Source organism: Pseudomonas sp. UYIF39, assembly GCF_029963765.1.
GTDB lineage: Bacteria > Pseudomonadota > Gammaproteobacteria > Pseudomonadales > Pseudomonadaceae > Aquipseudomonas.
This window is the reverse complement of the sequence record NZ_JALBYU010000002.1, coordinates 237,053-256,428: the sequence shown is the minus strand read 5'-3', so window position 1 is coordinate 256,428 and position 19,376 is coordinate 237,053. Positions and strand designations below refer to the sequence as shown.

The window sequence follows — 19,376 nt, the reverse complement described above, 5'->3', positions numbered from 1 at the left end:
CCAGTGTTGCCCGTGTCCGAAGGTCCGGCTTATGCTCCGTCAAATTTTCTAAACACAAGAATCAGGAACACGCACATGAATGCCCGTGCTCAGCAACCTGCCCCGAACCACCAGCACACTGCTTCTTACTACGCCGCCAGCAGCCTGCCGCAGCCCGATCATCCGGTGCTCACAGGCGACCTGGTGGCTGACGTGTGCGTGGTCGGTGGCGGGTTCTCCGGGTTGAACACGGCGCTCGAACTGGCCGAACGCGGTTTCAGTGTGATCCTGCTCGAAGCCCACAAAATCGGTTGGGGCGCCAGCGGCCGCAACGGCGGGCAGTTGATTCGTGGCGTCGGCCATGGCCTCGATCAGTTTACTGACGTGGTCGGTGCGGACGGCGTGCGTCAGATGAAACTCATGGGCCTCGAAGCGGTAGAAATCGTCCGACAGCGCGTCGAGCGTTTTCAGATCCCCTGCGACCTGACTTGGGGTTATTGCGATCTGGCGAACAAACCCCGAGACCTCGAAGGTTTTGCCGAGGACGCCGAAGAGCTGCGTAGCCTCGGTTACCGTTACGAAACCCGTCTGCTGCAAGCCAGTGAAATGCATTCCGTAGTGGGTTCCGACCGCTATGTCGGCGGTTTGATCGACATGGGCTCAGGGCACCTGCATCCGCTGAACCTGGCATTGGGCGAAGCGGCCGCAGCGCAGCAGTTGGGGGCGAAGCTGTTCGAACAATCGGCAGTCACTCGCATTGATTACGGCCCAGAGGTCAAGGTCTACACCTCCCAAGGTTCGGTCCGCGCCAAGACGCTGGTGCTGGGCTGCAACGCCTACCTCAATGAACTTAATCCCGAACTCAGCGGCAAGGTGCTGCCCGCCGGCAGCTACATCATCGCCACCGAACCCTTGAGTGAAGCGCTGGCACACTCGCTACTGCCGCAGAACATGGCGGTCTGCGATCAACGGGTGGCACTGGATTACTATCGGCTCTCGGCGGACCGCCGCCTGCTGTTTGGCGGCGCCTGCCATTATTCAGGTCGCGACCCGAAGGACATCGCCGCCTACATGCGGCCCAAGATGCTGGAAGTTTTCCCGCAACTGGCCGGCGTGAAGATCGACTATCAATGGGGCGGGATGATCGGCATCGGCGCCAACCGTCTGCCGCAGATCGGCCGGCTCAAGGATCAGCCGAATGTGTATTACGCCCAGGCTTATTCCGGTCATGGCGTGAATGCCACGCACCTCGCGGGGAAGTTGTTGGCTGAGGCTATCAGTGGTCAGCAGAGTGGAGGGTTCGATCTGTTTGCCAAGGTGCCGCATATCACGTTCCCTGGCGGTAAGCATTTGCGCTCGCCGTTGTTGGCGCTGGGGATGTTGTGGCATCGGCTTAAAGAGTTGGCTTGAGGTAGATGATCGTTCCCACGCTCCTGCGCGGGAACGATCGTCAGAAGTCAGATCCGCCAAAACGGTTTAAGCCCCTCCTCCCGCGCCTGCTCCCGACTCAACCCGACGTCCTTAAGCTGCTCAGTCGTGAGCTCCAGCAACGCCTTGCGCGTGTGCAGACGATGCCAGAACAGACCCCAGCGACTGAGGCCGGACGGTGCGTTGCGCATGACCGCCTCGCGTGCGCCGTTGATTTGCCCTGCCGCCAGTTCCTGACTGTGTAACGTCAGCCGCACATCGCTCAAGCCGTTCATTTTGATTGCTCCTGTTTACTTGGGTAGCCAGAGCTTTCATGATGCGTGGACGGCAAAAAGCATTACAGATTCAACGAGACTGTATTAACTCCATACAGATTTTGCATTTCAGCGTCTGAATCCCATATTTTCGACCCATCTGTACTGGTTAACCGAATCACCCACACCGAGACTGCACCATGACCCTTTACGTCAACCTCGCCGAACTGCTCGGCACGCGTATCGAACAGGGCTTCTATCGCCCCGGTGACCGGCTGCCGTCGGTGCGGGCGTTGAGTGTTGAACACGGCGTCAGCCTGAGCACGGTGCAACAGGCGTATCGCGTGCTGGAAGACAGCGGCCTGGCGACCCCCAAACCCAAGTCGGGCTACTTCGTACCAGTGGGTCGCGAACTGCCGGAGCTTCCGGCCATTGGTCGCCCGGCCCAGCGTCCGGTGGATATTTCCCAGTGGGATCAGGTACTGGAGTTGATTCGCGCCGTGCCACGCAAGGACGTCGTGCAACTGGGTCGCGGCATGCCGGACATCACCACGCCGACCATGAAACCGCTGCTGCGCAACCTGGCGCGAATCAGCCGGCGCCAGGACATGCCCGGTCTGTATTACGACAACATCTACGGCACCCTCGAACTGCGCGAACAGATCGCCCGCCTGCTGCTCGATTCCGGCTGCCAGTTGAGCGCCAACGACCTGGTGATCACCACCGGTTGTCACGAAGCGCTGTCCACCAGCATCCGCTCCATCTGCGAGCCGGGCGACATTGTCGCCGTGGATTCGCCAAGCTTTCACGGCGCCATGCAGACCCTCAAAGGCCTGGGCATGAAAGCCCTGGAAATCCCCACTGATCCGCTCACCGGGATCAGCCTCGATGCCCTCGAACTCGCCTTGGAACAATGGCCAATCAAGGCCATACAGTTGACCCCCAACTGCAACAACCCGTTGGGCTACATCATGCCGGAGTCGCGCAAACGCGCGTTGTTGACACTCGCACAGCGTTTCGACGTGGCGATCATCGAGGATGATGTGTATGGCGAACTGGCCTACACCTACCCGCGCCCACGCACGATCAAATCCTTTGACGAAGACGGCCGCGTCCTGCTGTGCAGTTCCTTTTCCAAGACCCTGGCGCCGGGGCTGCGTATCGGTTGGGTGGCGCCGGGACGGTATCTGGAACGGGTGCTGCACATGAAATACATCAGCACCGGCTCTACCGCGCCGCAACCGCAGATCGCGATTGCCGAATTTCTCAAGGCCGGGCACTTCGAACCGCATTTGCGGCGGGTGCGCACCCAATACCAACGCAATCGCGACGTGATGATCGATTGGGTCAGCCGCTATTTTCCGGCCGGTACCCGCGCCAGTCGCCCCCAGGGCAGCTTCATGCTCTGGGTCGAACTACCGGAGGGTTTTGACACCCTGAAACTGAATCGTGCGCTGCATGATCAAGGCGTACAGATTGCCGTCGGCAGCATCTTTTCGGCGTCGGGCAAATACCGCAATTGCTTGCGGATGAACTACGCTGCCAAGCCTACGCCACAGATTGAAGAAGCAGTGCGCAAGGTCGGCGCCGCAGCGATCAAACTGCTCGCGGAAACCGACTGCATCACCGACTGACCTTTCTCGGGAATCCAGCGTCCACATGTCGACACCTGCCGCCAATCGGAACGATCCCACGTGAGAGTCAGACAGCCCCTGCTCGCTCTTCTGCTTCTCGCCTCGCTCCTCGGCGGCTGTGCAACGTTCAACGTTCCGCGCGAACCGAGCCAGGCGCTGCCCGCCAGTGACTCGGCGTTCGGCCGCTCGATCCAGGCTCAGGCGGCGCCCCACGAGGGGCAATCCGGCTTTCGCCTGCTGTCCGACAGCACCGAAGCCTTCACGGCCCGCGCCGAGCTGATCCGCAACGCCCAAAGCAGCCTGGATTTGCAGTACTACATCGTTCACGACGGCATCAGCACACGGATGTTGGTGGATGAACTGCTCAAGGCTGCCGACCGCGGTGTGCGCGTACGCATTCTGCTCGACGACACCACCAGCGATGGCCTGGACCGCATCATCGCCACGCTGGCGGCGCATCCGCAGATCCAGATCCGTGTGTTCAACCCATTGCACCTTGGCCGCAGTACCGGCGTGACACGAACGGCGGGACGGTTGTTCAACCTGTCGCAGCAACACCGGCGCATGCACAACAAGCTCTGGTTGGCGGACAACAGCATGGCCATTGTCGGTGGACGCAATCTGGGGGATGAGTACTTCGATGCCGAACCCAACCTGAATTTCACTGACATCGACATGCTCGGCGTCGGCCCGGTCGCCGAACAGCTGGGGCACAGTTTTGACCAATACTGGAACAGTGCGCTGAGCAAGCCGATCGACGAGTTCCTCTCGAGCAAACCGACGGCCAGAGACCTGGAAAACACCCGGACCCGACTGGAAGAATCGCTTGAGGAAACGCGCAAACAGAATCACGCGCTCTACCAGCAGTTGACGACCTACACCACTCACCCGCGCCTGGCAATCTGGCGTCGGGAGTTGATCTGGGCCTGGAACCAGGCACTGTGGGACGCGCCGAGCAAGGTGCTGGCCGACGGCGAGCCCGACCCGCAGTTGCTGCTGACCACGCAGTTGGCGCCCGAGCTCAATGGTGTCAGCAAAGAGCTGATCATGGTTTCGGCCTACTTCGTACCCGGCCAGCCGGGGCTGGTGTACCTGACCGGGCGCGCCAATGCCGGGGTGTCGGTGAGCCTGCTGACCAACGCACTGGAAGCCACTGACGTCCCAGCGGTGCATGGCGGCTACGCGCCGTATCGCAAGGCACTGCTGGAGCATGGCGTGCAGCTGTTCGAATTGCGTCGCCAGCCTGGCGAAGGCGGCGGCAGCGGACCCCATCTGTTCTACAGCAAGTCCTACCGCGGCTCCGACTCCAGCCTGCACAGCAAGGCGATGATTTTCGACCAGCAGAAGTCTTTCATTGGCTCGTTCAATTTCGACCCACGCTCAGTGCTGTGGAACACCGAAGTCGGGGTGCTGGTGGACAGCCCGGAACTCGCCGCGCGCGTGCGTGAACTGGCGTTTCAAGGCATGGCGCCGGCCCTGAGTTATCAGGCCAAGCTGGAAAATGGCCAGATTGTCTGGGTCACCGAAGATGACGGCAAACTGCACACGCTGACCAAGGAGCCGGGGACTTGGTGGCGTCGCTTCAATGCGTGGATGAGCACCACCGTCGGCCTGGAACGGATGTTGTGAACTTTTGATCTATGCCGGCTGAACGGCACCAAACGCGCCTTGCCGCGACAGCAGAATCACCAACCCCAGCGCCCCGGCCGCCATCAGCAGTGGCAACGCATGCCCGCTGACCCACTGACTGCCCGCACCAGCCGCCAGCGGTCCGATCAGGCAACCGATCCCCCACAGCTGCGCGATATGCGCATTGGCGCGCACCAGCGCATCGTCGCGATAGCGCTCGCCGATCAGGATCAGTGACAAGGTGAACAAGCCGCCGGCACTGGCACCGAACAACACCCACAACGGCCAGATCAGCAACGTGTCGATCAACAACGGGATGGCCAGGCTCGATATCAGCAGGACCACCGCACACCCGGTGAACAACGTACGTCGCGACAAGCGATCAGCCAGTGCGCCAATCGGCAATTGCAGCAAGGCATCACCCACCACCACCGTGCTGACCATCGCCAACGCAATTTCCGTCGTAAAGCCCTGACGCAGGCAATAAACCGGCAACAACGTCAGGATCATCGCTTCGAACGCTGCGAACAGCGACACCGCCCAGGCAATCGCCGGCAGGCCACGGCAGAAGCCCAGCAAGTCGCTGAAGGTCACGCTGCTGGCTTCGCTGGTCGGCGCGCCGCTGCGGCCCAGCAACAGGAGCGGTGCCGCCATCAGCAAACCGACGCCGACCCAGAATCCGTAATCGTGCTCGGTGCCCAGTACGCCAAGCAGCAACGGCCCGGCCAACTGACTCAGCGCATAGCTGCTGCCATACAGCGCCACCAATCGCCCGCGCCACTCTTCCAGCACAAGCTGGTTGATCCAGCTTTCGCCGAGGATGAAGACGAGGGTCAGGATCACCCCGATCATCAGCCGCAATACCAACCAAATCGGATAGCTCGGCAACAGCGCCAGCAAACCGATGGACAACGCCCCGGCCCACAGGCACAAACGCATCAGATTGGCCGTGCCCAGACGCGCGGCCAGATGGCTGGATATCTTGGCCCCCAGCAATACGCCAATGGCGGGCATCGCTGCCATCACGCCGATAGCGAACGAGCCGTAACCCCAGCCTTCCAGGCGAAACGACACCAACGGCATGCTGACGCCCAGCGCGAGTCCGACACTCAAGACAGACGCCAATACGGCGAAATAAGTCGCCCAACGCATTTCCCACGCTCCTGTGGATTGTTATTTTTTAACCGCCGCACAACGCAATGTGGGAGCGAGCTTGCTCGCGATGACGGAGCAACATTCAACATTGACGTCGACTGTCATACCGCTATCGCGAGCAAGCTCGCTCCCACAAAGGATCTGCGTTGTATTGAGCTTACAACTTGATCCAGGTCGCCTTCAGCTCGGTGTACTTGTCAAACGCATGCAGCGACTTGTCGCGACCGTTGCCGGACTGCTTGAAGCCACCGAACGGGGCCGTCATGTCGCCGCCGTCATACTGGTTGACCCACACGCTACCAGCGCGCAGTGCCTTGGCAGTCAGATGAGCCTTGGAAATATCCCTGGTCCACACCGCTGCGGCCAAGCCGTAAGGGGTGTCGTTGGCAATCGCAATGGCTTCTTCGGCGGTATCGAAAGTGATCACCGACAGCACTGGGCCGAAGATTTCTTCCTGAGCGATTTTCATCGCGTTGCTGACGCCGTCGAAAATCGTCGGCTCAACGTAGGTGCCACCGGTTTCCTGAAGAATGCGCTTGCCACCGGCCACCAGTTTGGCGCCGTCGGTGTGGCCGGATTCGATGTAGGACAGCACGGTGTTCATCTGCTGAGTATCCACCAGCGCGCCGACGGTGGTTGCCGGGTCCAGCGGATTGCCTGGTTTCCAGGTTTTGAGGGCCTCGATCACCAGCGGCAGGAATTTATCCTTGATCGAACGCTCCACCAGCAGGCGCGAGCCGGCGGTGCAGACTTCGCCCTGGTTGAAGGCGATGGCGCCGGCAGCCGATTCAGCGGCAGCTTGCAGGTCCGGTGCATCAGCGAACACGATGTTCGGGCTCTTGCCGCCGGCTTCGAGCCAGACGCGTTTCATGTTCGATTCGCCGGAGTAGATCAGCAGTTGCTTGGCGATCTTGGTCGAACCGGTAAACACCAGGGTGTCCACATCATTGTGCAGGGCCAGGGCCTTGCCGACGGTGTGACCGTAGCCTGGCAGGACGTTCAACACGCCTTTCGGAATACCGGCTTCGACGGCCAGCGCGGCGATGCGGATGGCGGTCAGCGGCGATTTTTCGGATGGCTTGAGGATCACCGAGTTACCGGTGGACAGCGCCGGGCCGAGTTTCCAGCAGGCCATCATCAGCGGGAAGTTCCACGGCACGATCGCGCCGACTACGCCGACCGGTTCGCGGGTCACCAGACCCAGCTGGTCATGGGGAGTCGCGGCCACTTCATCGTAGATCTTGTCGATGGCTTCACCGCTCCAGCTCAGGGCTTGCGCCGCACCTGGAACGTCGATGTACAGGGAATCGCTGATCGGCTTGCCCATATCCAGGGTTTCAAGCAGGGCCAGCTCTTCGGCGTGCTGTTTCAGCAGGCCGGCGAAACGGATCATGGCGGCTTTACGTTTGGTCGGCGCCAGGCGCGACCAGACGCCGGAATTGAAAGTGGCGCGGGCGTTTTCAACAGCGCGCTGGGCGTCGGCGGCGTCACAGCTGGCAATCTTGCCCAGCAGACGGCCATCGACCGGGCTGATGCACTCGAAGGTCTCGGCAGAGACAGCATCGGTGTATTCGCCATTGATGTAGGCGCGGCCTTCGATCTTCAGATCGCGAGCCCGTTGTTCCCAATCGGCACGAGTCAGGGTGGTCATTCGAGTGTCCTCCTCTTGTTGAATACGAGCGCCCCGCGTTCTTCGCGGGCGTCCTCAGGAATACTGCCCGGCCAGCCTGCTTTTTCGGCCCAAGGCAACCGCCACCCTAAACCAGCGGCAGGTGAAGTTTCAATATATTTGACACGAGGCCGGCAAACGGCCTTGCGATGTTCATTTTAATAAACATAGACTTTGGACTTTCCAACCAACCGCGCCGCAATCACGGGGGATAACAACAATGAGCATCCAGGACATCGTCGACTTCAGCCAGGCCACCACCCAGCCCGATCGCTATCGGCCAGACCCGGCGAAAGTCCTCAAGGGCGACCCTGAACAAGCAGTGTACAACCACTACAACAGTCCTTGCGGCCAGATGAGCGCAGGCGTTTGGGAAGGCGAAGTCGGCCAGTGGCATGTGAACTACACCGAGCATGAATACTGCGAAATTGTTCAGGGGGTTTCAGTGCTGCGCGACAACGAAGGCAACGGCAAGACCCTGCGCGTGGGCGATCGCTTCGTGATCCCGGCCGGGTTCAGAGGCACCTGGGAGGTGCTGGAACCGTGCCGCAAGATCTATGTGGTGTTTGAACAGAAGGCCTGAAGACTTAAGCTGCTTGGGCCCGCGAAGAGGCCCTGACAGGTAACGCCTATCTACAGGCAACAAAAAAGGCCCGTATCTCGCGATACGGGCCTTTTTCGTAAGTCGGAAAAATCAATTACTTGATTTTGCCTTCTTTGTAGATCACGTGCTTACGAACAACCGGATCAAATTTCTTGATCTCGATTTTGTCCGGAGTAGTGCGCTTGTTCTTGTCGGTAGTGTAGAAGTGACCAGTACCGGCGCTCGAAATCAAACGAATCAATTCACGCATGATTAGCTCCCTTAGATCTTGCCAGCTTTGCGGATTTCGGCCAGCACGACAGTGATGCCACGCTTGTCGATGATACGCATGCCTTTGGCAGATACGCGCAGACGCACGAAACGTTTCTCTTCTTCAACCCAGAAGCGGTGATGCTGCAGGTTCGGCAGGAAACGACGACGGGTTTTGTTGTTTGCGTGGGAAATGTTATTCCCAGTCACCGGACCCTTACCGGTAACTTGACATACTCTCGACATGCCTCAGCCCTCTAAAACCACATGCCCAACCCGGCATGGGTTGGCCGCTTAATCTCTCAGTCATTTGGCGCCAGGCGCCGCGTTTCTTTAGAGGTCTTACCGGCTACACCTACAGTGAAGGAACCGGGCCCCTAGAAAAGAGCGCTGCTTTATACCAGAAAGACTGGAGAGCAACAACATTCCGTGTGAACAGACTTGATAAAAACCCCGCTTTCCGGGCTTCGAGCCCCTTGGATAAAGGCTCTCGTCGATAGAGACCGCTCGTCGCAGAGAACCGGCCAACACACCGATTCAGGATTTTTCTCAGCCTGCACTCACCGAAAACAGTCGCACATAGTCCCCTTAAAATGAAAAAGGGGATAGTCATTTACAAAAGAGCCCACTAGGGTAAGCCTTTTCCAGACTGCACTTGCAGATGGGCCTTCGATCTGTAAAGGAATCCGACCATGCGCCTCGCTGCCCTACCGCTGTTGCTCGCCCCTCTTCTGCTGAGCCCATTGGCCCATGCCGCCGCTCTGAGCGTTTGCACTGAGGCAAGCCCGGAAGGGTTCGACGTGGTGCAATACAACTCGCTGACCACCACCAACGCCTCGGCCGACGTGCTGATGAACCGTCTGGTGGACTTCGATACCGCCAGCGGCAAAGTGGTCGCCAGCCTCGCCGACAGCTGGGAAGTCACGCCCGACGGCCTGACCTATGTCTTCAAATTGCACCCGCAGGTGAAATTCCACCGCACTGAGTACTTCAGCCCGTCGCGCGACATGACCGCCGAAGACGTGAAATTCAGCTTCGACCGCATGCTCGACCCGGCAAACCCTTGGCACAAAGTCGCCCAGAGCGGCTTCCCGCACGCGCAGTCGATGCAGTTGCCGGCGCTGATCAAGAAGATCGACGCACTGGACCCGCTGACCGTGCGTTTCACCCTCGATCACCCGGACTCGACCTTCCTTGCCACCCTGAGCATGGGCTTCGCCTCGATCTATTCCGCCGAATATGCCGACAAACTGATGAAAGCCGGCACCCCGGAGAAGCTCAATAGCCAGCCAATCGGCAGCGGGCCATTCATCTTCACGCGCTTCCAGAAAGATGCCTCGATCCGCTACAAGGCCAACCCGGACTACTTCCGCGGCAAGCCTTCGGTGGATCCGCTGATTTTCGCCATCACCCCTGACGCCAACGTGCGCTTGCAGAAATTGCGCCGAAACGAGTGCCAGATAGCCCTGTCGCCCAAGCCTCTGGACGTACAGGCCGCGCTGAAAGAACCGACCCTGAAAGTGGAAAAGACTGACGCCTTCATGACCGCGTTCGTCGGTATCAACAGCCAGCATCCGCCGCTGGACAAGCCTGAAGTGCGCCAGGCGATCAACCTCGCGTTCGACAAGGCCAGCTACGTCAAAGCCGTGTTCGAAGACACCGCCGAACCTGCCAACGGTCCATACCCGCCGAACACCTGGAGCTATGCCAAAGGCCTGCCGGGTTATCCGCATGACGTCGAAAAAGCCAAAGCGCTCATGGCGAAGGCCGGGCTCAAGGACGGTTTCCAGACCACCATCTGGACCCGACCTTCTGGCAGTCTGCTCAACCCGAACCCGAGCCTCAGCGCTCAAATGCTGCAATCGGACCTCGCGGAAATCGGCATCCAGGCCGAGATTCGGGTGATCGAATGGGGCGAGCTGATTCGCCGCGCCAAAGCCGGTGAACACGACCTGTTGTTCATGGGCTGGGCCGGCGACAACGGTGACCCGGACAACTTCCTCACGCCGCAGTTTTCCTGCGCCGCAGTCAAATCCGGCACTAACTTCGCACGCTACTGCAACCAGGACCTGGACAAGCTGATCAGCGCCGGCAAGACCACCGGCGAGCAAGGTGTGCGTACCAAGCTCTACGAACAGGCCCAGGCACAGATCCAGCAGCAGGCGCTGTGGCTGCCGCTAGCGCACCCGACGGCGTTCGCGCTGACGCGCAAGGACGTTGAGGGGTATCAAGTGAGCCCGTTCGGCCGCCAGGATTACTCGAAGGTCATCATCAAGTAGTCGGCGTCGCCACAAAACCTGTGGGACTCAGTTAATTCCGGCACCCAGTCACATCCACCCGTACTCGGCCATGGACAGCGGATCGCCGTCACCGATGATGAAATGGTCGAGCACCCGCACATCGATCAAATCCAGCGCCTCTTGCAGGCGCTTGGTCAGCACTCGGTCGGCTTGACTGGGGTTGGTATTGCCCGACGGATGGTTATGGCAGAGGATCAACGCTGCGGCGTTGTGGGCCAACGCGCGTTTAACCACTTGTCTCGGATAGACACTAGTGCTGTCGATGGATCCGCGAAACAGCACTTCAAAGGTCAGCACTTGATGCCTGGAATCCAAAAACAGACAGCCGAACACTTCGTGAGGCTCATGGCGCAACATTGACTTCAGGTAATCACGAACCGCCTGCGGATTCTCCAGCGCCGATTTTTGGCGCGCACGTTCGGCCAAATGCCGCCGGCTCATTTCCTGGACCGCTTGCAACTGAGCGAATTTCGCCGGCCCGAGCCCCAATTGCCTGCTGAACGCTTCCTGATCGGCCTCGAGCAGTGAGCGCAGGCTGCCAAACTGATTCAACAGGTGTCGCGCCAGATCTACCGCGCTTTTACCCGACACGCCGGTTCGTAAAAAAATCGCCAGCAATTCGGCGTCTGAAAGGCTCCCCGAGCCCAACTCAAGCAACCTCTCCCGCGGCCGTTCCGCCGCGGGCCAATCGCGAATACTCATAGCACCTCCCTGGTCTGTGGGCGCCGCTGTTCCGTAGCGGTCGCTGTGATATCGTAGCCCATCTTTTTTGCGGGCGATTTCATCCCTGGGGAGGGGGTATCGCCATGCAGTCATCAACGAAATGAAAGGCAGACCTATGCAGCGGCTGTATCGGAAACGCATCGTTCTGGGCGTCGGCGGCGGTATCGCTGCCTACAAGAGCGCCGACCTGGTTCGCCGCTTGATCGACCAGGGCGCCGAAGTGCGCGTGGTCATGACCCGCGGCGGCAGCGAGTTCATCACACCGCTGACCATGCAGGCCTTGTCCGGGCATCCAGTCCACCTCGATTTGCTCGACCCGGCGGCCGAAGCTGCCATGGGCCACATCGAGCTGGCCAAATGGGCCGACCTGGTGCTGATCGCCCCCGCCACCGCGGACCTCATTGCCCGCCTGGCCCAAGGCATTGCCGACGACCTGCTGACCACGCTGGTGCTGGCCACCGACGCCGTGGTCGCCGTTGCCCCGGCGATGAACCAGGCCATGTGGCGCGACCCGGCCACCCAGGCCAACCTGCAAACCCTCGAAAGCCGCGGCCTGAAAACCTTCGGCCCGGCCTCCGGCAGCCAGGCCTGCGGCGATGTCGGCATGGGCCGCATGCTCGAAGCCACCGACCTCGCTCAGTGTGCGGCGGACTGCTTCCAGCGTCAGGCGCTGACCGGCAAACACGTGCTGATCACCGCCGGCCCGACCCAGGAAAACATCGACCCGGTGCGCTACATCACCAACCACAGCTCCGGAAAAATGGGCTTTGCCCTGGCCGAGGCCGCAGTGGAAGCCGGCGCCCGCGTAACGCTGATAACCGGCCCGGTGCACCTGCCGACCCCGGATCGCGTCACCCGCATCGACGTGGTCAGCGCCCGCGACATGCTCGCCGCTTGTGAAGCCGCGATCCCTTGCGACCTGTTCATCGCCTCGGCAGCGGTCGCGGACTACCGTCCGGAAGTCGTCGCCCCACAGAAACTCAAGAAAGACCCTACGAACGGCGACGGCTTGTTGCTACAGATGGTGCGTAACCCGGACATTCTGGCCACCATCGCCACCCGCCCTGACCGTCCGTTCAGTGTCGGTTTCGCCGCTGAAACCGAACACCTGCTCGATTACGCTGCCCGCAAGTTGAAAGACAAGAACCTCGATTTGATCGTCGCCAACGACGTCGCAAACCCGAGCATTGGCTTCAACAGCGAAGAAAACGCCTGCAGCGTAATCGACCGCCAGCTACACGCCACACTTTTCGCCCAGACCAGCAAGAGCAAGATTGCTCGCCAGCTGATCACTTTTATCGCCGAACGTCTGAACCAGGTTTAATTTACATGCACACTTTGCAAGCCAAGATCCTCGACCCTCGCATCGGTACCGATTTCCCGCTGCCGCAGTACGCCACGCCAGGCTCCGCCGGCCTCGACCTGCGCGCCATGCTGGAAAAAGACACCGTCATCAAGCCGGGCGAAACCTTGCTGATTCCTACCGGCCTGTCGGTGTACATCGGCGATCCAGGCCTGGCGGCGCTGATTCTGCCGCGCTCGGGCCTGGGCCATAAGCACGGCATCGTGCTGGGCAACCTTGTCGGCCTGATCGACTCTGATTATCAAGGCCCGCTGATGGTGTCGTGCTGGAACCGTGGCCAGACCGACTTCAACATCGTGGTCGGCGAGCGTTTGGCTCAACTGGTTTTGGTGCCGGTGGTTCAAGCGCACTTCGAGATGGTCGAAGAGTTCGTTGAAACCGAGCGCGGCACTGGCGGTTTCGGGCATTCCGGCAGCCATTGATGACTTTGTGGGCGCGGGCTTGCTCCCACAGGTTTTGCACTGAACTACACAAAGTTCATCTGAATGGTTTATCACTGAAAATCAAGGCATTGGCCGTTCCATTAAACGCTGATGTCGGGGTCATGGCCTTTGCACACCACGAACTCTCAGTGGAAAACGACGTCATACCCTTCAGTTTGAGCCTGTCGACGAGTTCTTCGCAGCAGGTCCTGCCACCCTTCGAGATGGAGCATTTCCAGTAATGAGCAGCCCAGCCCAAGTCGCACCCAAGTTCCCCGACAGCATTTTCCGCGCCTACGATATTCGCGGCACCGTCCCGGAATTCTTGAACGCTGAAACCGCTTATTGGCTCGGTCGCGCCATCGGCTCCCAGAGCCTGGCCCAGGACGAACCCAACGTGTCCGTCGGCCGTGACGGTCGCCTGTCAGGTCCGGAACTGGTCGAACAACTGATCAAAGGCCTCGCCGACAGCGGTTGCCACGTCAGCGACGTCGGCCTGGTGCCAACGCCTGCGCTGTACTACGCCGCCAACGTACTGGCCGGCAAGTCCGGCGTGATGCTCACCGGCAGCCACAACCCGTCGAACTACAACGGCTTCAAGATCGTCATCGCTGGCGACACCTTGGCCAACGAACAGATCCAGGCCCTGCACGAACGCCTCAAGACCAACAACCTGAGCAGCGGCAAGGGCAGCATCACCAAGGTCGAGATCCTCGACCGCTACAACACCGAAATCGTCGAGGACATCAAACTGGCTCGTCGCCTCAAAGTCGTGGTCGACTGCGGCAACGGCGCGGCCGGCGTGATTGCCCCGCAACTGATTGAAGCCCTGAACTGCGAAGTCATCCCGCTGTTCTGCGACGTCGACGGCAACTTCCCGAATCACCATCCGGATCCGGGCAAGCCTGAAAACCTTGTGGACCTGATTGCCAAGGTCAAGGAAACCAACGCTGACCTCGGCCTGGCCTTCGACGGCGATGGCGACCGCGTCGGCGTGGTGACCAACACCGGCAGCATCGTTTACCCGGACCGCTTGCTGATGCTGTTCGCCCGTGACGTGCTGGCGCGCAACGCTGACGCGGAGATCATCTTCGACGTCAAATGCACCCGTCGCCTGACGCCGCTGATCAAGGAATACGGCGGCCGTCCGCTCATGTGGAAGACCGGTCACTCGTTGATCAAAAAGAAAATGAAACAAACCGGCGCCCTGTTGGCCGGCGAAATGAGCGGGCACATCTTCTTCAAGGAACGCTGGTTCGGTTTCGACGACGGCATTTACAGCGCTGCGCGTCTGCTGGAGATCCTCAGCAAAGAAAAATCCACCGCGGAAGAGCTGTTTGCGACCTTCCCGAACGATATTTCTACGCCGGAAATCAATATCCATGTGACCGAAGAGAGCAAATTCAGCATCATTGATGCACTGCACGACGCGAAGTGGGGCGAAGGCGCCGACCTGACCACCATTGACGGCGTGCGAGTCGACTACGCCAAAGGCTGGGGCCTGGTGCGCGCGTCCAACACCACACCGGTGCTGGTGCTGCGCTTCGAGGCCGATGACGAGGCGGAATTGCAGCGCATCAAGGATGTTTTCCACGTCCAGTTGAAGCGTGTTGCACCTGATCTCCAATTACCGTTTTGATCTTCTGAAGCACCCGGAGCCCTGAATGACCCTCGAACGCGAAGCCGCCGCCAACACCGCCAAGGTCCTGTCCGAAGCGCTGCCTTACATTCGCCGCTATGTCGGCAAGACGCTGGTGATCAAATACGGCGGCAACGCGATGGAAAGCGAGGAGCTGAAAACCGGCTTCGCCCGCGACATCGTCCTGATGAAAGCCGTCGGCATTAACCCGGTGGTGGTTCACGGCGGCGGCCCGCAAATCGGCGACCTGCTCAAGCGCCTGTCGATCGAGAGCCATTTCATCGATGGCATGCGCGTGACTGACGCGCAAACCATGGACGTGGTGGAAATGGTCCTCGGCGGCCAGGTCAACAAGGACATCGTCAACCTGATCAACCGTCATGGCGGCAGCGCCATCGGCCTGACCGGTAAAGATGCCGAGCTGATTCGTGCGAAAAAGCTCACCGTAACGCGCCAGACGCCGGAGATGACTCAACCGGAAATCATCGACATCGGCCAGGTCGGCGAGGTGGTTGGGATCAACACCGACTTGCTGAACCTGCTGGTCAAAGGTGACTTCATCCCGGTGATCGCGCCAATCGGTGTCGGCGCCAACGGCGAGTCATACAACATCAACGCTGACCTGGTGGCCGGTAAAGTCGCCGAAGCGCTTAAAGCTGAAAAGCTGATGCTGCTGACCAACATCGCCGGTCTGATGGACAAGTCGGGCACAGTCCTGACCGGCCTGACCACCCAACAGGTCGACGACTTGATCGCCGACGGCACCATCTACGGCGGCATGCTGCCAAAGATCCGTTGCGCGCTGGAAGCCGTGCAAGGTGGCGTGGGCAGCTCGTTGATCATCGATGGCCGGGTGCCGAATGCGATTCTTCTGGAAATCTTCACCGACACCGGTGTGGGGACCTTGATCAGCAATCGCAAGCGTCACTGATTCAAAAACGCAAAAGATCGCAGCCTTCAGCAGCACCTATGGATGTACGAATATTCCGTAGGAGCTGACGAAAGCTGCGATCTTTTTTATTCGTGCAGGAAATGCCTGACCTGATTAAGCGAAACGTCTGACATCACAAAGGAATCAATCTGCATAGGATCTTCCCTGTATCCACAGGAGAACTACCCCATGCAAAAAGTTTACGCACCTTACGGCAGCGACGTTTCCGCAGGCACCTACGAATGCGCCGACTGCGGCTACGAATATTCCAACCAATCGAAAAAATCCTTGCCGCCCTGCCCGCAACGCCTGGATTCATTGCACGTACAAAACGGCTGGAAAATCCTCAGCGGCCAAGGAGACGCAACGGACGACCCTTATCCAAAATCCGGTAAGTGATCACGGGAGACTCAGCCATGCAGATCTCGTTCACGATCGACGCCCAGGCTTTCGAGCAGGAGCAGAAGGAGCCGGTCAAAAAGACCCTGAAAATTTCCGACAGCGAAATCGCTCATGCCTTACAGCGTATCGCCAAGGCGAGCCTGACCGAATACTTGAAAATGCTAGTTGAAGGCGGCATGCCGAGTCGGGCCGATGAAGCGAAACAGGACCGCTTGCTGTATCTGATTCAAAGCTACTTCGGGCAGACATTGCCGACCGAATCGCAGATATCGACGATATTTCAGCTGACCCAGAGCCAAAGCAAAACCCTGCTGAAAAACACGGTTTCACGCTTTCGCAATCAGCTGGACGATATTCTGCAGCACAGCATGCGAGCCGTGATCGAGTCTGCGGAACATGCGCAGACGGTGTACCTGGTGGTAATCAGTTCGGACGTCATTCGTGATGAGCTGAACATGCTGATCACGCAGAACGAACCGACCTTCAAACCCATCACAAAACGTAAAGGCAGTGCCGGGCAATTCGAGATCAGTGAGGATTCCCACAACTTGCTCTGCGCAACGCTGGGGATCAATGCCGTTCAGTGACGTCGTGGCGGTCAGTGGATTGCTGCTGACCTTGACCACCTTCATGTTCAACCTGGCGTGGCGGAGGCTGCATGAAGCACTGGAGCTGGATGAAAGCCAATCTGGCCCGCTCGCCAGAAAACGTAGTCGAAAAAAGGTAACGAACGTTTTGTTCGCCTGCGCCTTCCCTCTGACCAGCGCCTTCCTGGCGCTGTTTTACGTCAACTTGCCAGCCGCCGTGAAAATCATGGTCAGCAGCACGCTGAATCTTTGGGACTTTGACGTAGATCGCACACTTTACGTGATGGTTGTGTTTGCACTGATGGTGCTTGCGCTGTTCAACCTCGGGGTGGCGCTAAAGCTGATAGGGAAATGGCGAAGGCTTCGCTGACGGCAAAAAAAGACCCCGCTCAGGCCGACTGAGCGGGGTCTTTTTGGCCTACACAACCCTGTGGGGTTATGGTCAGACGCCGAACTGCGCGCGGTAGGCTTCAACCGCCGGCAGGTGTTGCTTGAGCTGCGGATCGTCAGCCAGGAATTCGAGCACCTGGTTCAGCGAAACAATGCTGATCACCGGAATGCCGAAGTCACGCTCCACTTCCTGGATGGCCGACAACTCGCCGTTGCCACGCTCCTGACGGTTCAGGGCGATGAGCACGCCCGCAGCCTTCGCACCTTCCTGGGAAGCGATGATCTGCATCACTTCACGGATTGCAGTGCCTGCGGTGATCACGTCATCGATGATCAGCACGTCGCCGGTCAACGGTGCGCCGACCAGGCTGCCGCCTTCGCCGTGAGCCTTGGCTTCCTTGCGGTTGAAACACCATGGCAAATCTCGGTCATGATGTTCAGCCAGGGCCACTGCGGTGGTCGCCGCCAAAGGGATGCCTTTGTACGCTGGGCCAAACAATACATCGAACGGAATACCGCTCTCGACGATGGCCGCCGCATAGAAACGACCCAGCTGCGCAAGGGCCGAGCCCGAGTTGAACAGGCCGGCATTGAAGAAGTAAGGACTGGTGCGTCCGGACTTCAGGGTGAACTCGCCGAAGCGCAAAACGCCGCGATCGATGGCAAAACGAATGAAATCGCGCTGATACGCTTGCATGAAAAAAACCCCAAATACCACGGATTTAGCTAATTAGGTTGACGCCGTGTATCATACACGCACGCGATTTTTGGGGCCATTTATGCGGATCATCAGTGTGAACGTCAATGGTATTCAGGCTGCAGTGGAGCGAGGGTTGCTCAGTTGGCTGCAAGCACAGAATGCCGACGTCATCTGCCTGCAGGACACCCGCGCCTCCGCCTTTGAACTGGACGATCCAGCCTTCCAACTGGATGGCTACTTCCTTTATGCCTGCGAAGCCGAAGTTCCCGCCCAAGGTGGCGTGGCTTTGTATTCGCGGCTGCAACCGAAGGCAGTCATCAGCGGTCTCGGCTTCGAGACGGCCGACCGCTACGGGCGCTACCTGCAAGCCGATTTCGATAAGGTCAGCATCGCGACCTTGCTGCTCCCTTCGGGGCAGAACGGCGATGAAGACTTGAACCAGAAGTTCAAGCTAATGGACGATTTCGCCCGTTATCTGGATAAACAGCGACGCAAACGTCGCGAGTACATTTACTGTGGCTCGCTGTACGTGGCGCAACAAAAGCTGGATATCAAAAACTGGCGTGACAGCCAGCAATCCCCGGGCTTCCTGGCACCTGAACGTGCCTGGATGGACGAGATTGTCGGCAACATGGGCTATGTCGATGCCCTGCGTGAAGTCAGCCGTGAAGGTGACCAGTACAGCTGGTGGCCGGATAACGAACAGGCTGAAATGCTCAACCTCGGTTGGCGTTTCGACTATCAGTTGCTGACGCCGGGTCTGCGCCGTTTCGTACGTAGCGCGCGCTTGCCTCGTCAGCCACGGTTCTCGCAGCACGCGCCGCTGATCGTGGACTACGACTGGACGCTGACCATCTAAGCGTTTTTTCGCAGACACAAAAAAGCCGACATCAGTGTCGGCTTTTTTGTGCGCGCCTCATTTCTACAGGAAACGAGGTGATTATTTGATCAACCGCCAGGTGAATGGATACCGGTAAGGCACCCCTTCATTGGCCTTCACGCCACCAATGATCGTCAGCACCAGCGCACCGATCGCTAACAGACCGAACAGGAAGAACCCGACGATCACCACCATCAGCAGCAAGCAGATGGCGGAGGCAATGGCGACGGTGAGCTGAAAGTTCAGCGCCTCCTTGCCTTGAGCATCGATGAACGGGTCCATCTCGCGCTTCATCTGCCAGAGAATCAGCGGGCCGATCAGCGTACCGAACGGAACCCAGATCCCCAGCAAGGCGGACAGGTGACAAAACATTGCCCACTGCCGAACCTCTTTGCTCGGTGTGGGAAGCAACTGTTGCTCGTCACTCATGGCGTCCTC

20 protein-coding genes and 1 pseudogene are annotated in these 19,376 nt (G+C 59.2%); 13 read left to right on the top strand and 8 right to left on the bottom strand.

Going from position 1 to position 19,376, the window contains the following annotated elements; genetic code table 11:
- The first annotated feature begins 75 nt into the window (after positions 1–75).
- The gene (locus tag MO767_RS04145; protein ID WP_282479508.1) at positions 76–1,389 is read left to right on the top strand and encodes an FAD-binding oxidoreductase; all 1,314 of its coding nucleotides are present in this window, start codon (positions 76–78) and stop codon (positions 1,387–1,389) included.
- A 47-nt stretch (positions 1,390–1,436) separates the two neighbouring features.
- Here MO767_RS04145 and MO767_RS04140 read toward each other — a convergent pair whose 3' ends face one another.
- Entirely contained in the window at positions 1,437–1,682 is a 246-nt protein-coding gene (locus MO767_RS04140) for a DUF1127 domain-containing protein (RefSeq protein ID WP_046053839.1), read from the bottom strand.
- A gap of 179 nt (positions 1,683–1,861) precedes the next feature.
- On the opposite strand from MO767_RS04140, the gene MO767_RS04135 reads away from it, so the two are divergent.
- Both MO767_RS04135 and MO767_RS04130 read left to right on the top strand, forming a co-directional pair.
- Positions 1,862–3,295 (top strand): PLP-dependent aminotransferase family protein, encoded by a 1,434-nt coding sequence (locus MO767_RS04135; protein ID WP_282479507.1) that lies wholly within the window; start codon positions 1,862–1,864, stop codon positions 3,293–3,295.
- 60 nt (positions 3,296–3,355) lie between these two features.
- Complete coding sequence (locus MO767_RS04130) at positions 3,356–4,924, top strand: phospholipase D family protein (RefSeq protein ID WP_282479506.1); 1,569 nt, start codon at positions 3,356–3,358, stop codon at positions 4,922–4,924.
- A 9-nt stretch (positions 4,925–4,933) separates the two neighbouring features.
- On the opposite strand, the gene MO767_RS04125 is transcribed toward MO767_RS04130, so the two are convergent.
- Both MO767_RS04125 and MO767_RS04120 read right to left on the bottom strand, forming a co-directional pair.
- Positions 4,934–6,076 carry an MFS transporter gene (locus MO767_RS04125; protein ID WP_282479505.1) on the bottom strand — a complete coding sequence of 381 codons (1,143 nt, stop codon included), beginning with the start codon at positions 6,074–6,076 and terminating at the stop codon, positions 4,934–4,936.
- Between the two features lie 160 nt (positions 6,077–6,236).
- Positions 6,237–7,730 carry an aldehyde dehydrogenase gene (locus tag MO767_RS04120; RefSeq protein WP_282479504.1) on the bottom strand — a complete coding sequence of 498 codons (1,494 nt, stop codon included), beginning with the start codon at positions 7,728–7,730 and terminating at the stop codon, positions 6,237–6,239.
- Between the two features lie 238 nt (positions 7,731–7,968).
- Here MO767_RS04120 and MO767_RS04115 point away from each other — a divergent pair, with 238 nt between their 5' ends.
- Positions 7,969–8,331 carry a cupin domain-containing protein gene (locus MO767_RS04115; RefSeq protein WP_095126919.1) on the top strand — a complete coding sequence of 121 codons (363 nt, stop codon included), beginning with the start codon at positions 7,969–7,971 and terminating at the stop codon, positions 8,329–8,331.
- Between the two features lie 115 nt (positions 8,332–8,446).
- On the opposite strand, the gene rpmG is transcribed toward MO767_RS04115, so the two are convergent.
- Together rpmG and rpmB are read right to left on the bottom strand one after the other, a co-directional pair.
- Positions 8,447–8,602, bottom strand: coding sequence for a 50S ribosomal protein L33 (gene rpmG, locus MO767_RS04110; protein ID WP_007894709.1), 156 nt, complete (start codon positions 8,600–8,602; stop codon positions 8,447–8,449).
- 11 nt (positions 8,603–8,613) lie between these two features.
- Positions 8,614–8,847: a 50S ribosomal protein L28 gene (gene rpmB, locus MO767_RS04105; RefSeq protein ID WP_007894701.1), complete on the bottom strand. Its 234-nt coding sequence runs from the start codon at positions 8,845–8,847 to the stop codon at positions 8,614–8,616.
- Positions 8,848–9,293: 446 nt separating this feature from the next.
- Between rpmB and MO767_RS04100 the strand changes: the two genes are divergently transcribed.
- The gene (locus MO767_RS04100; protein WP_282479503.1) at positions 9,294–10,880 is read left to right on the top strand and encodes an ABC transporter substrate-binding protein; all 1,587 of its coding nucleotides are present in this window, start codon (positions 9,294–9,296) and stop codon (positions 10,878–10,880) included.
- 48 nt (positions 10,881–10,928) lie between these two features.
- Here the strand turns inward: MO767_RS04100 and radC are convergent, their stop codons facing one another.
- Positions 10,929–11,603, bottom strand: a complete 675-nt coding sequence (radC, locus tag MO767_RS04095) for a DNA repair protein RadC (RefSeq protein ID WP_282479502.1) — start codon at positions 11,601–11,603, stop codon at positions 10,929–10,931.
- Between the two features lie 136 nt (positions 11,604–11,739).
- On the opposite strand from radC, the gene coaBC reads away from it, so the two are divergent.
- From coaBC to MO767_RS04060, 7 genes and pseudogenes are all read left to right on the top strand, one after another.
- Entirely contained in the window at positions 11,740–12,948 is a 1,209-nt protein-coding gene (coaBC, locus tag MO767_RS04090) for a bifunctional phosphopantothenoylcysteine decarboxylase/phosphopantothenate--cysteine ligase CoaBC (RefSeq protein WP_008150165.1), read from the top strand.
- A gap of 5 nt (positions 12,949–12,953) precedes the next feature.
- Positions 12,954–13,409, top strand: a complete 456-nt coding sequence (gene dut / locus MO767_RS04085; RefSeq protein ID WP_140675509.1) for a dUTP diphosphatase — start codon at positions 12,954–12,956, stop codon at positions 13,407–13,409.
- A 235-nt stretch (positions 13,410–13,644) separates the two neighbouring features.
- Positions 13,645–15,048: pseudogene (locus MO767_RS04080) on the top strand (phosphomannomutase/phosphoglucomutase); the annotation flags it as partial.
- A 25-nt stretch (positions 15,049–15,073) separates the two neighbouring features.
- A complete protein-coding gene (gene argB / locus MO767_RS04075) occupies positions 15,074–15,979 on the top strand; it encodes an acetylglutamate kinase (protein ID WP_008007602.1) in 906 nt (301 codons plus the stop codon).
- Between the two features lie 189 nt (positions 15,980–16,168).
- Complete coding sequence (locus tag MO767_RS04070; protein WP_282479501.1) at positions 16,169–16,378, top strand: hypothetical protein; 210 nt, start codon at positions 16,169–16,171, stop codon at positions 16,376–16,378.
- Positions 16,379–16,395: 17 nt separating this feature from the next.
- Positions 16,396–16,968: a hypothetical protein gene (locus MO767_RS04065; protein ID WP_282479500.1), complete on the top strand. Its 573-nt coding sequence runs from the start codon at positions 16,396–16,398 to the stop codon at positions 16,966–16,968.
- Complete coding sequence (locus MO767_RS04060) at positions 16,955–17,338, top strand: hypothetical protein (protein WP_282479499.1); 384 nt, start codon at positions 16,955–16,957, stop codon at positions 17,336–17,338. The genes MO767_RS04065 and MO767_RS04060 overlap by 14 nt, the downstream gene beginning before the upstream one ends.
- A 72-nt stretch (positions 17,339–17,410) precedes the next feature.
- Here the strand turns inward: MO767_RS04060 and pyrE are convergent, their stop codons facing one another.
- Positions 17,411–18,055, bottom strand: a complete 645-nt coding sequence (gene pyrE, locus MO767_RS04055) for an orotate phosphoribosyltransferase (protein ID WP_282479498.1) — start codon at positions 18,053–18,055, stop codon at positions 17,411–17,413.
- Between the two features lie 82 nt (positions 18,056–18,137).
- Here pyrE and MO767_RS04050 point away from each other — a divergent pair, with 82 nt between their 5' ends.
- Positions 18,138–18,917 (top strand): exodeoxyribonuclease III, encoded by a 780-nt coding sequence (locus MO767_RS04050; RefSeq protein WP_007934608.1) that lies wholly within the window; start codon positions 18,138–18,140, stop codon positions 18,915–18,917.
- An 81-nt stretch (positions 18,918–18,998) separates the two neighbouring features.
- Here the strand turns inward: MO767_RS04050 and MO767_RS04045 are convergent, their stop codons facing one another.
- Positions 18,999–19,367, bottom strand: coding sequence for a DUF4870 domain-containing protein (locus MO767_RS04045; protein WP_282479497.1), 369 nt, complete (start codon positions 19,365–19,367; stop codon positions 18,999–19,001).
- Positions 19,368–19,376 lie beyond the last annotated feature (9 nt).

Bases quoted from the DNA above. Each gene is read 5' to 3' on its own strand.
- MO767_RS04145 (WP_282479508.1), top strand. From the start codon at position 76: ATGAATGCCCGTGCTCAGCAACCTGCCCCGAACCACCAGCACACTGCT.
- MO767_RS04140 (WP_046053839.1), bottom strand. From the start codon at position 1,682: ATGAACGGCTTGAGCGATGTGCGGCTGACGTTACACAGTCAGGAACTG.
- MO767_RS04135 (WP_282479507.1), top strand. From the start codon at position 1,862: ATGACCCTTTACGTCAACCTCGCCGAACTGCTCGGCACGCGTATCGAA.
- MO767_RS04125 (WP_282479505.1), bottom strand. From the start codon at position 6,076: ATGCGTTGGGCGACTTATTTCGCCGTATTGGCGTCTGTCTTGAGTGTC.
- MO767_RS04120 (WP_282479504.1), bottom strand. From the start codon at position 7,730: ATGACCACCCTGACTCGTGCCGATTGGGAACAACGGGCTCGCGATCTG.
- MO767_RS04115 (WP_095126919.1), top strand. From the start codon at position 7,969: ATGAGCATCCAGGACATCGTCGACTTCAGCCAGGCCACCACCCAGCCC.
- rpmG (WP_007894709.1), bottom strand. From the start codon at position 8,602: ATGCGTGAATTGATTCGTTTGATTTCGAGCGCCGGTACTGGTCACTTC.
- rpmB (WP_007894701.1), bottom strand. From the start codon at position 8,847: ATGTCGAGAGTATGTCAAGTTACCGGTAAGGGTCCGGTGACTGGGAAT.
- MO767_RS04100 (WP_282479503.1), top strand. From the start codon at position 9,294: ATGCGCCTCGCTGCCCTACCGCTGTTGCTCGCCCCTCTTCTGCTGAGC.
- radC (WP_282479502.1), bottom strand. From the start codon at position 11,603: ATGAGTATTCGCGATTGGCCCGCGGCGGAACGGCCGCGGGAGAGGTTG.
- coaBC (WP_008150165.1), top strand. From the start codon at position 11,740: ATGCAGCGGCTGTATCGGAAACGCATCGTTCTGGGCGTCGGCGGCGGT.
- dut (WP_140675509.1), top strand. From the start codon at position 12,954: ATGCACACTTTGCAAGCCAAGATCCTCGACCCTCGCATCGGTACCGAT.
- argB (WP_008007602.1), top strand. From the start codon at position 15,074: ATGACCCTCGAACGCGAAGCCGCCGCCAACACCGCCAAGGTCCTGTCC.
- MO767_RS04070 (WP_282479501.1), top strand. From the start codon at position 16,169: ATGCAAAAAGTTTACGCACCTTACGGCAGCGACGTTTCCGCAGGCACC.
- MO767_RS04065 (WP_282479500.1), top strand. From the start codon at position 16,396: ATGCAGATCTCGTTCACGATCGACGCCCAGGCTTTCGAGCAGGAGCAG.
- MO767_RS04060 (WP_282479499.1), top strand. From the start codon at position 16,955: ATGCCGTTCAGTGACGTCGTGGCGGTCAGTGGATTGCTGCTGACCTTG.
- pyrE (WP_282479498.1), bottom strand. From the start codon at position 18,055: ATGCAAGCGTATCAGCGCGATTTCATTCGTTTTGCCATCGATCGCGGC.
- MO767_RS04050 (WP_007934608.1), top strand. From the start codon at position 18,138: ATGCGGATCATCAGTGTGAACGTCAATGGTATTCAGGCTGCAGTGGAG.
- MO767_RS04045 (WP_282479497.1), bottom strand. From the start codon at position 19,367: ATGAGTGACGAGCAACAGTTGCTTCCCACACCGAGCAAAGAGGTTCGG.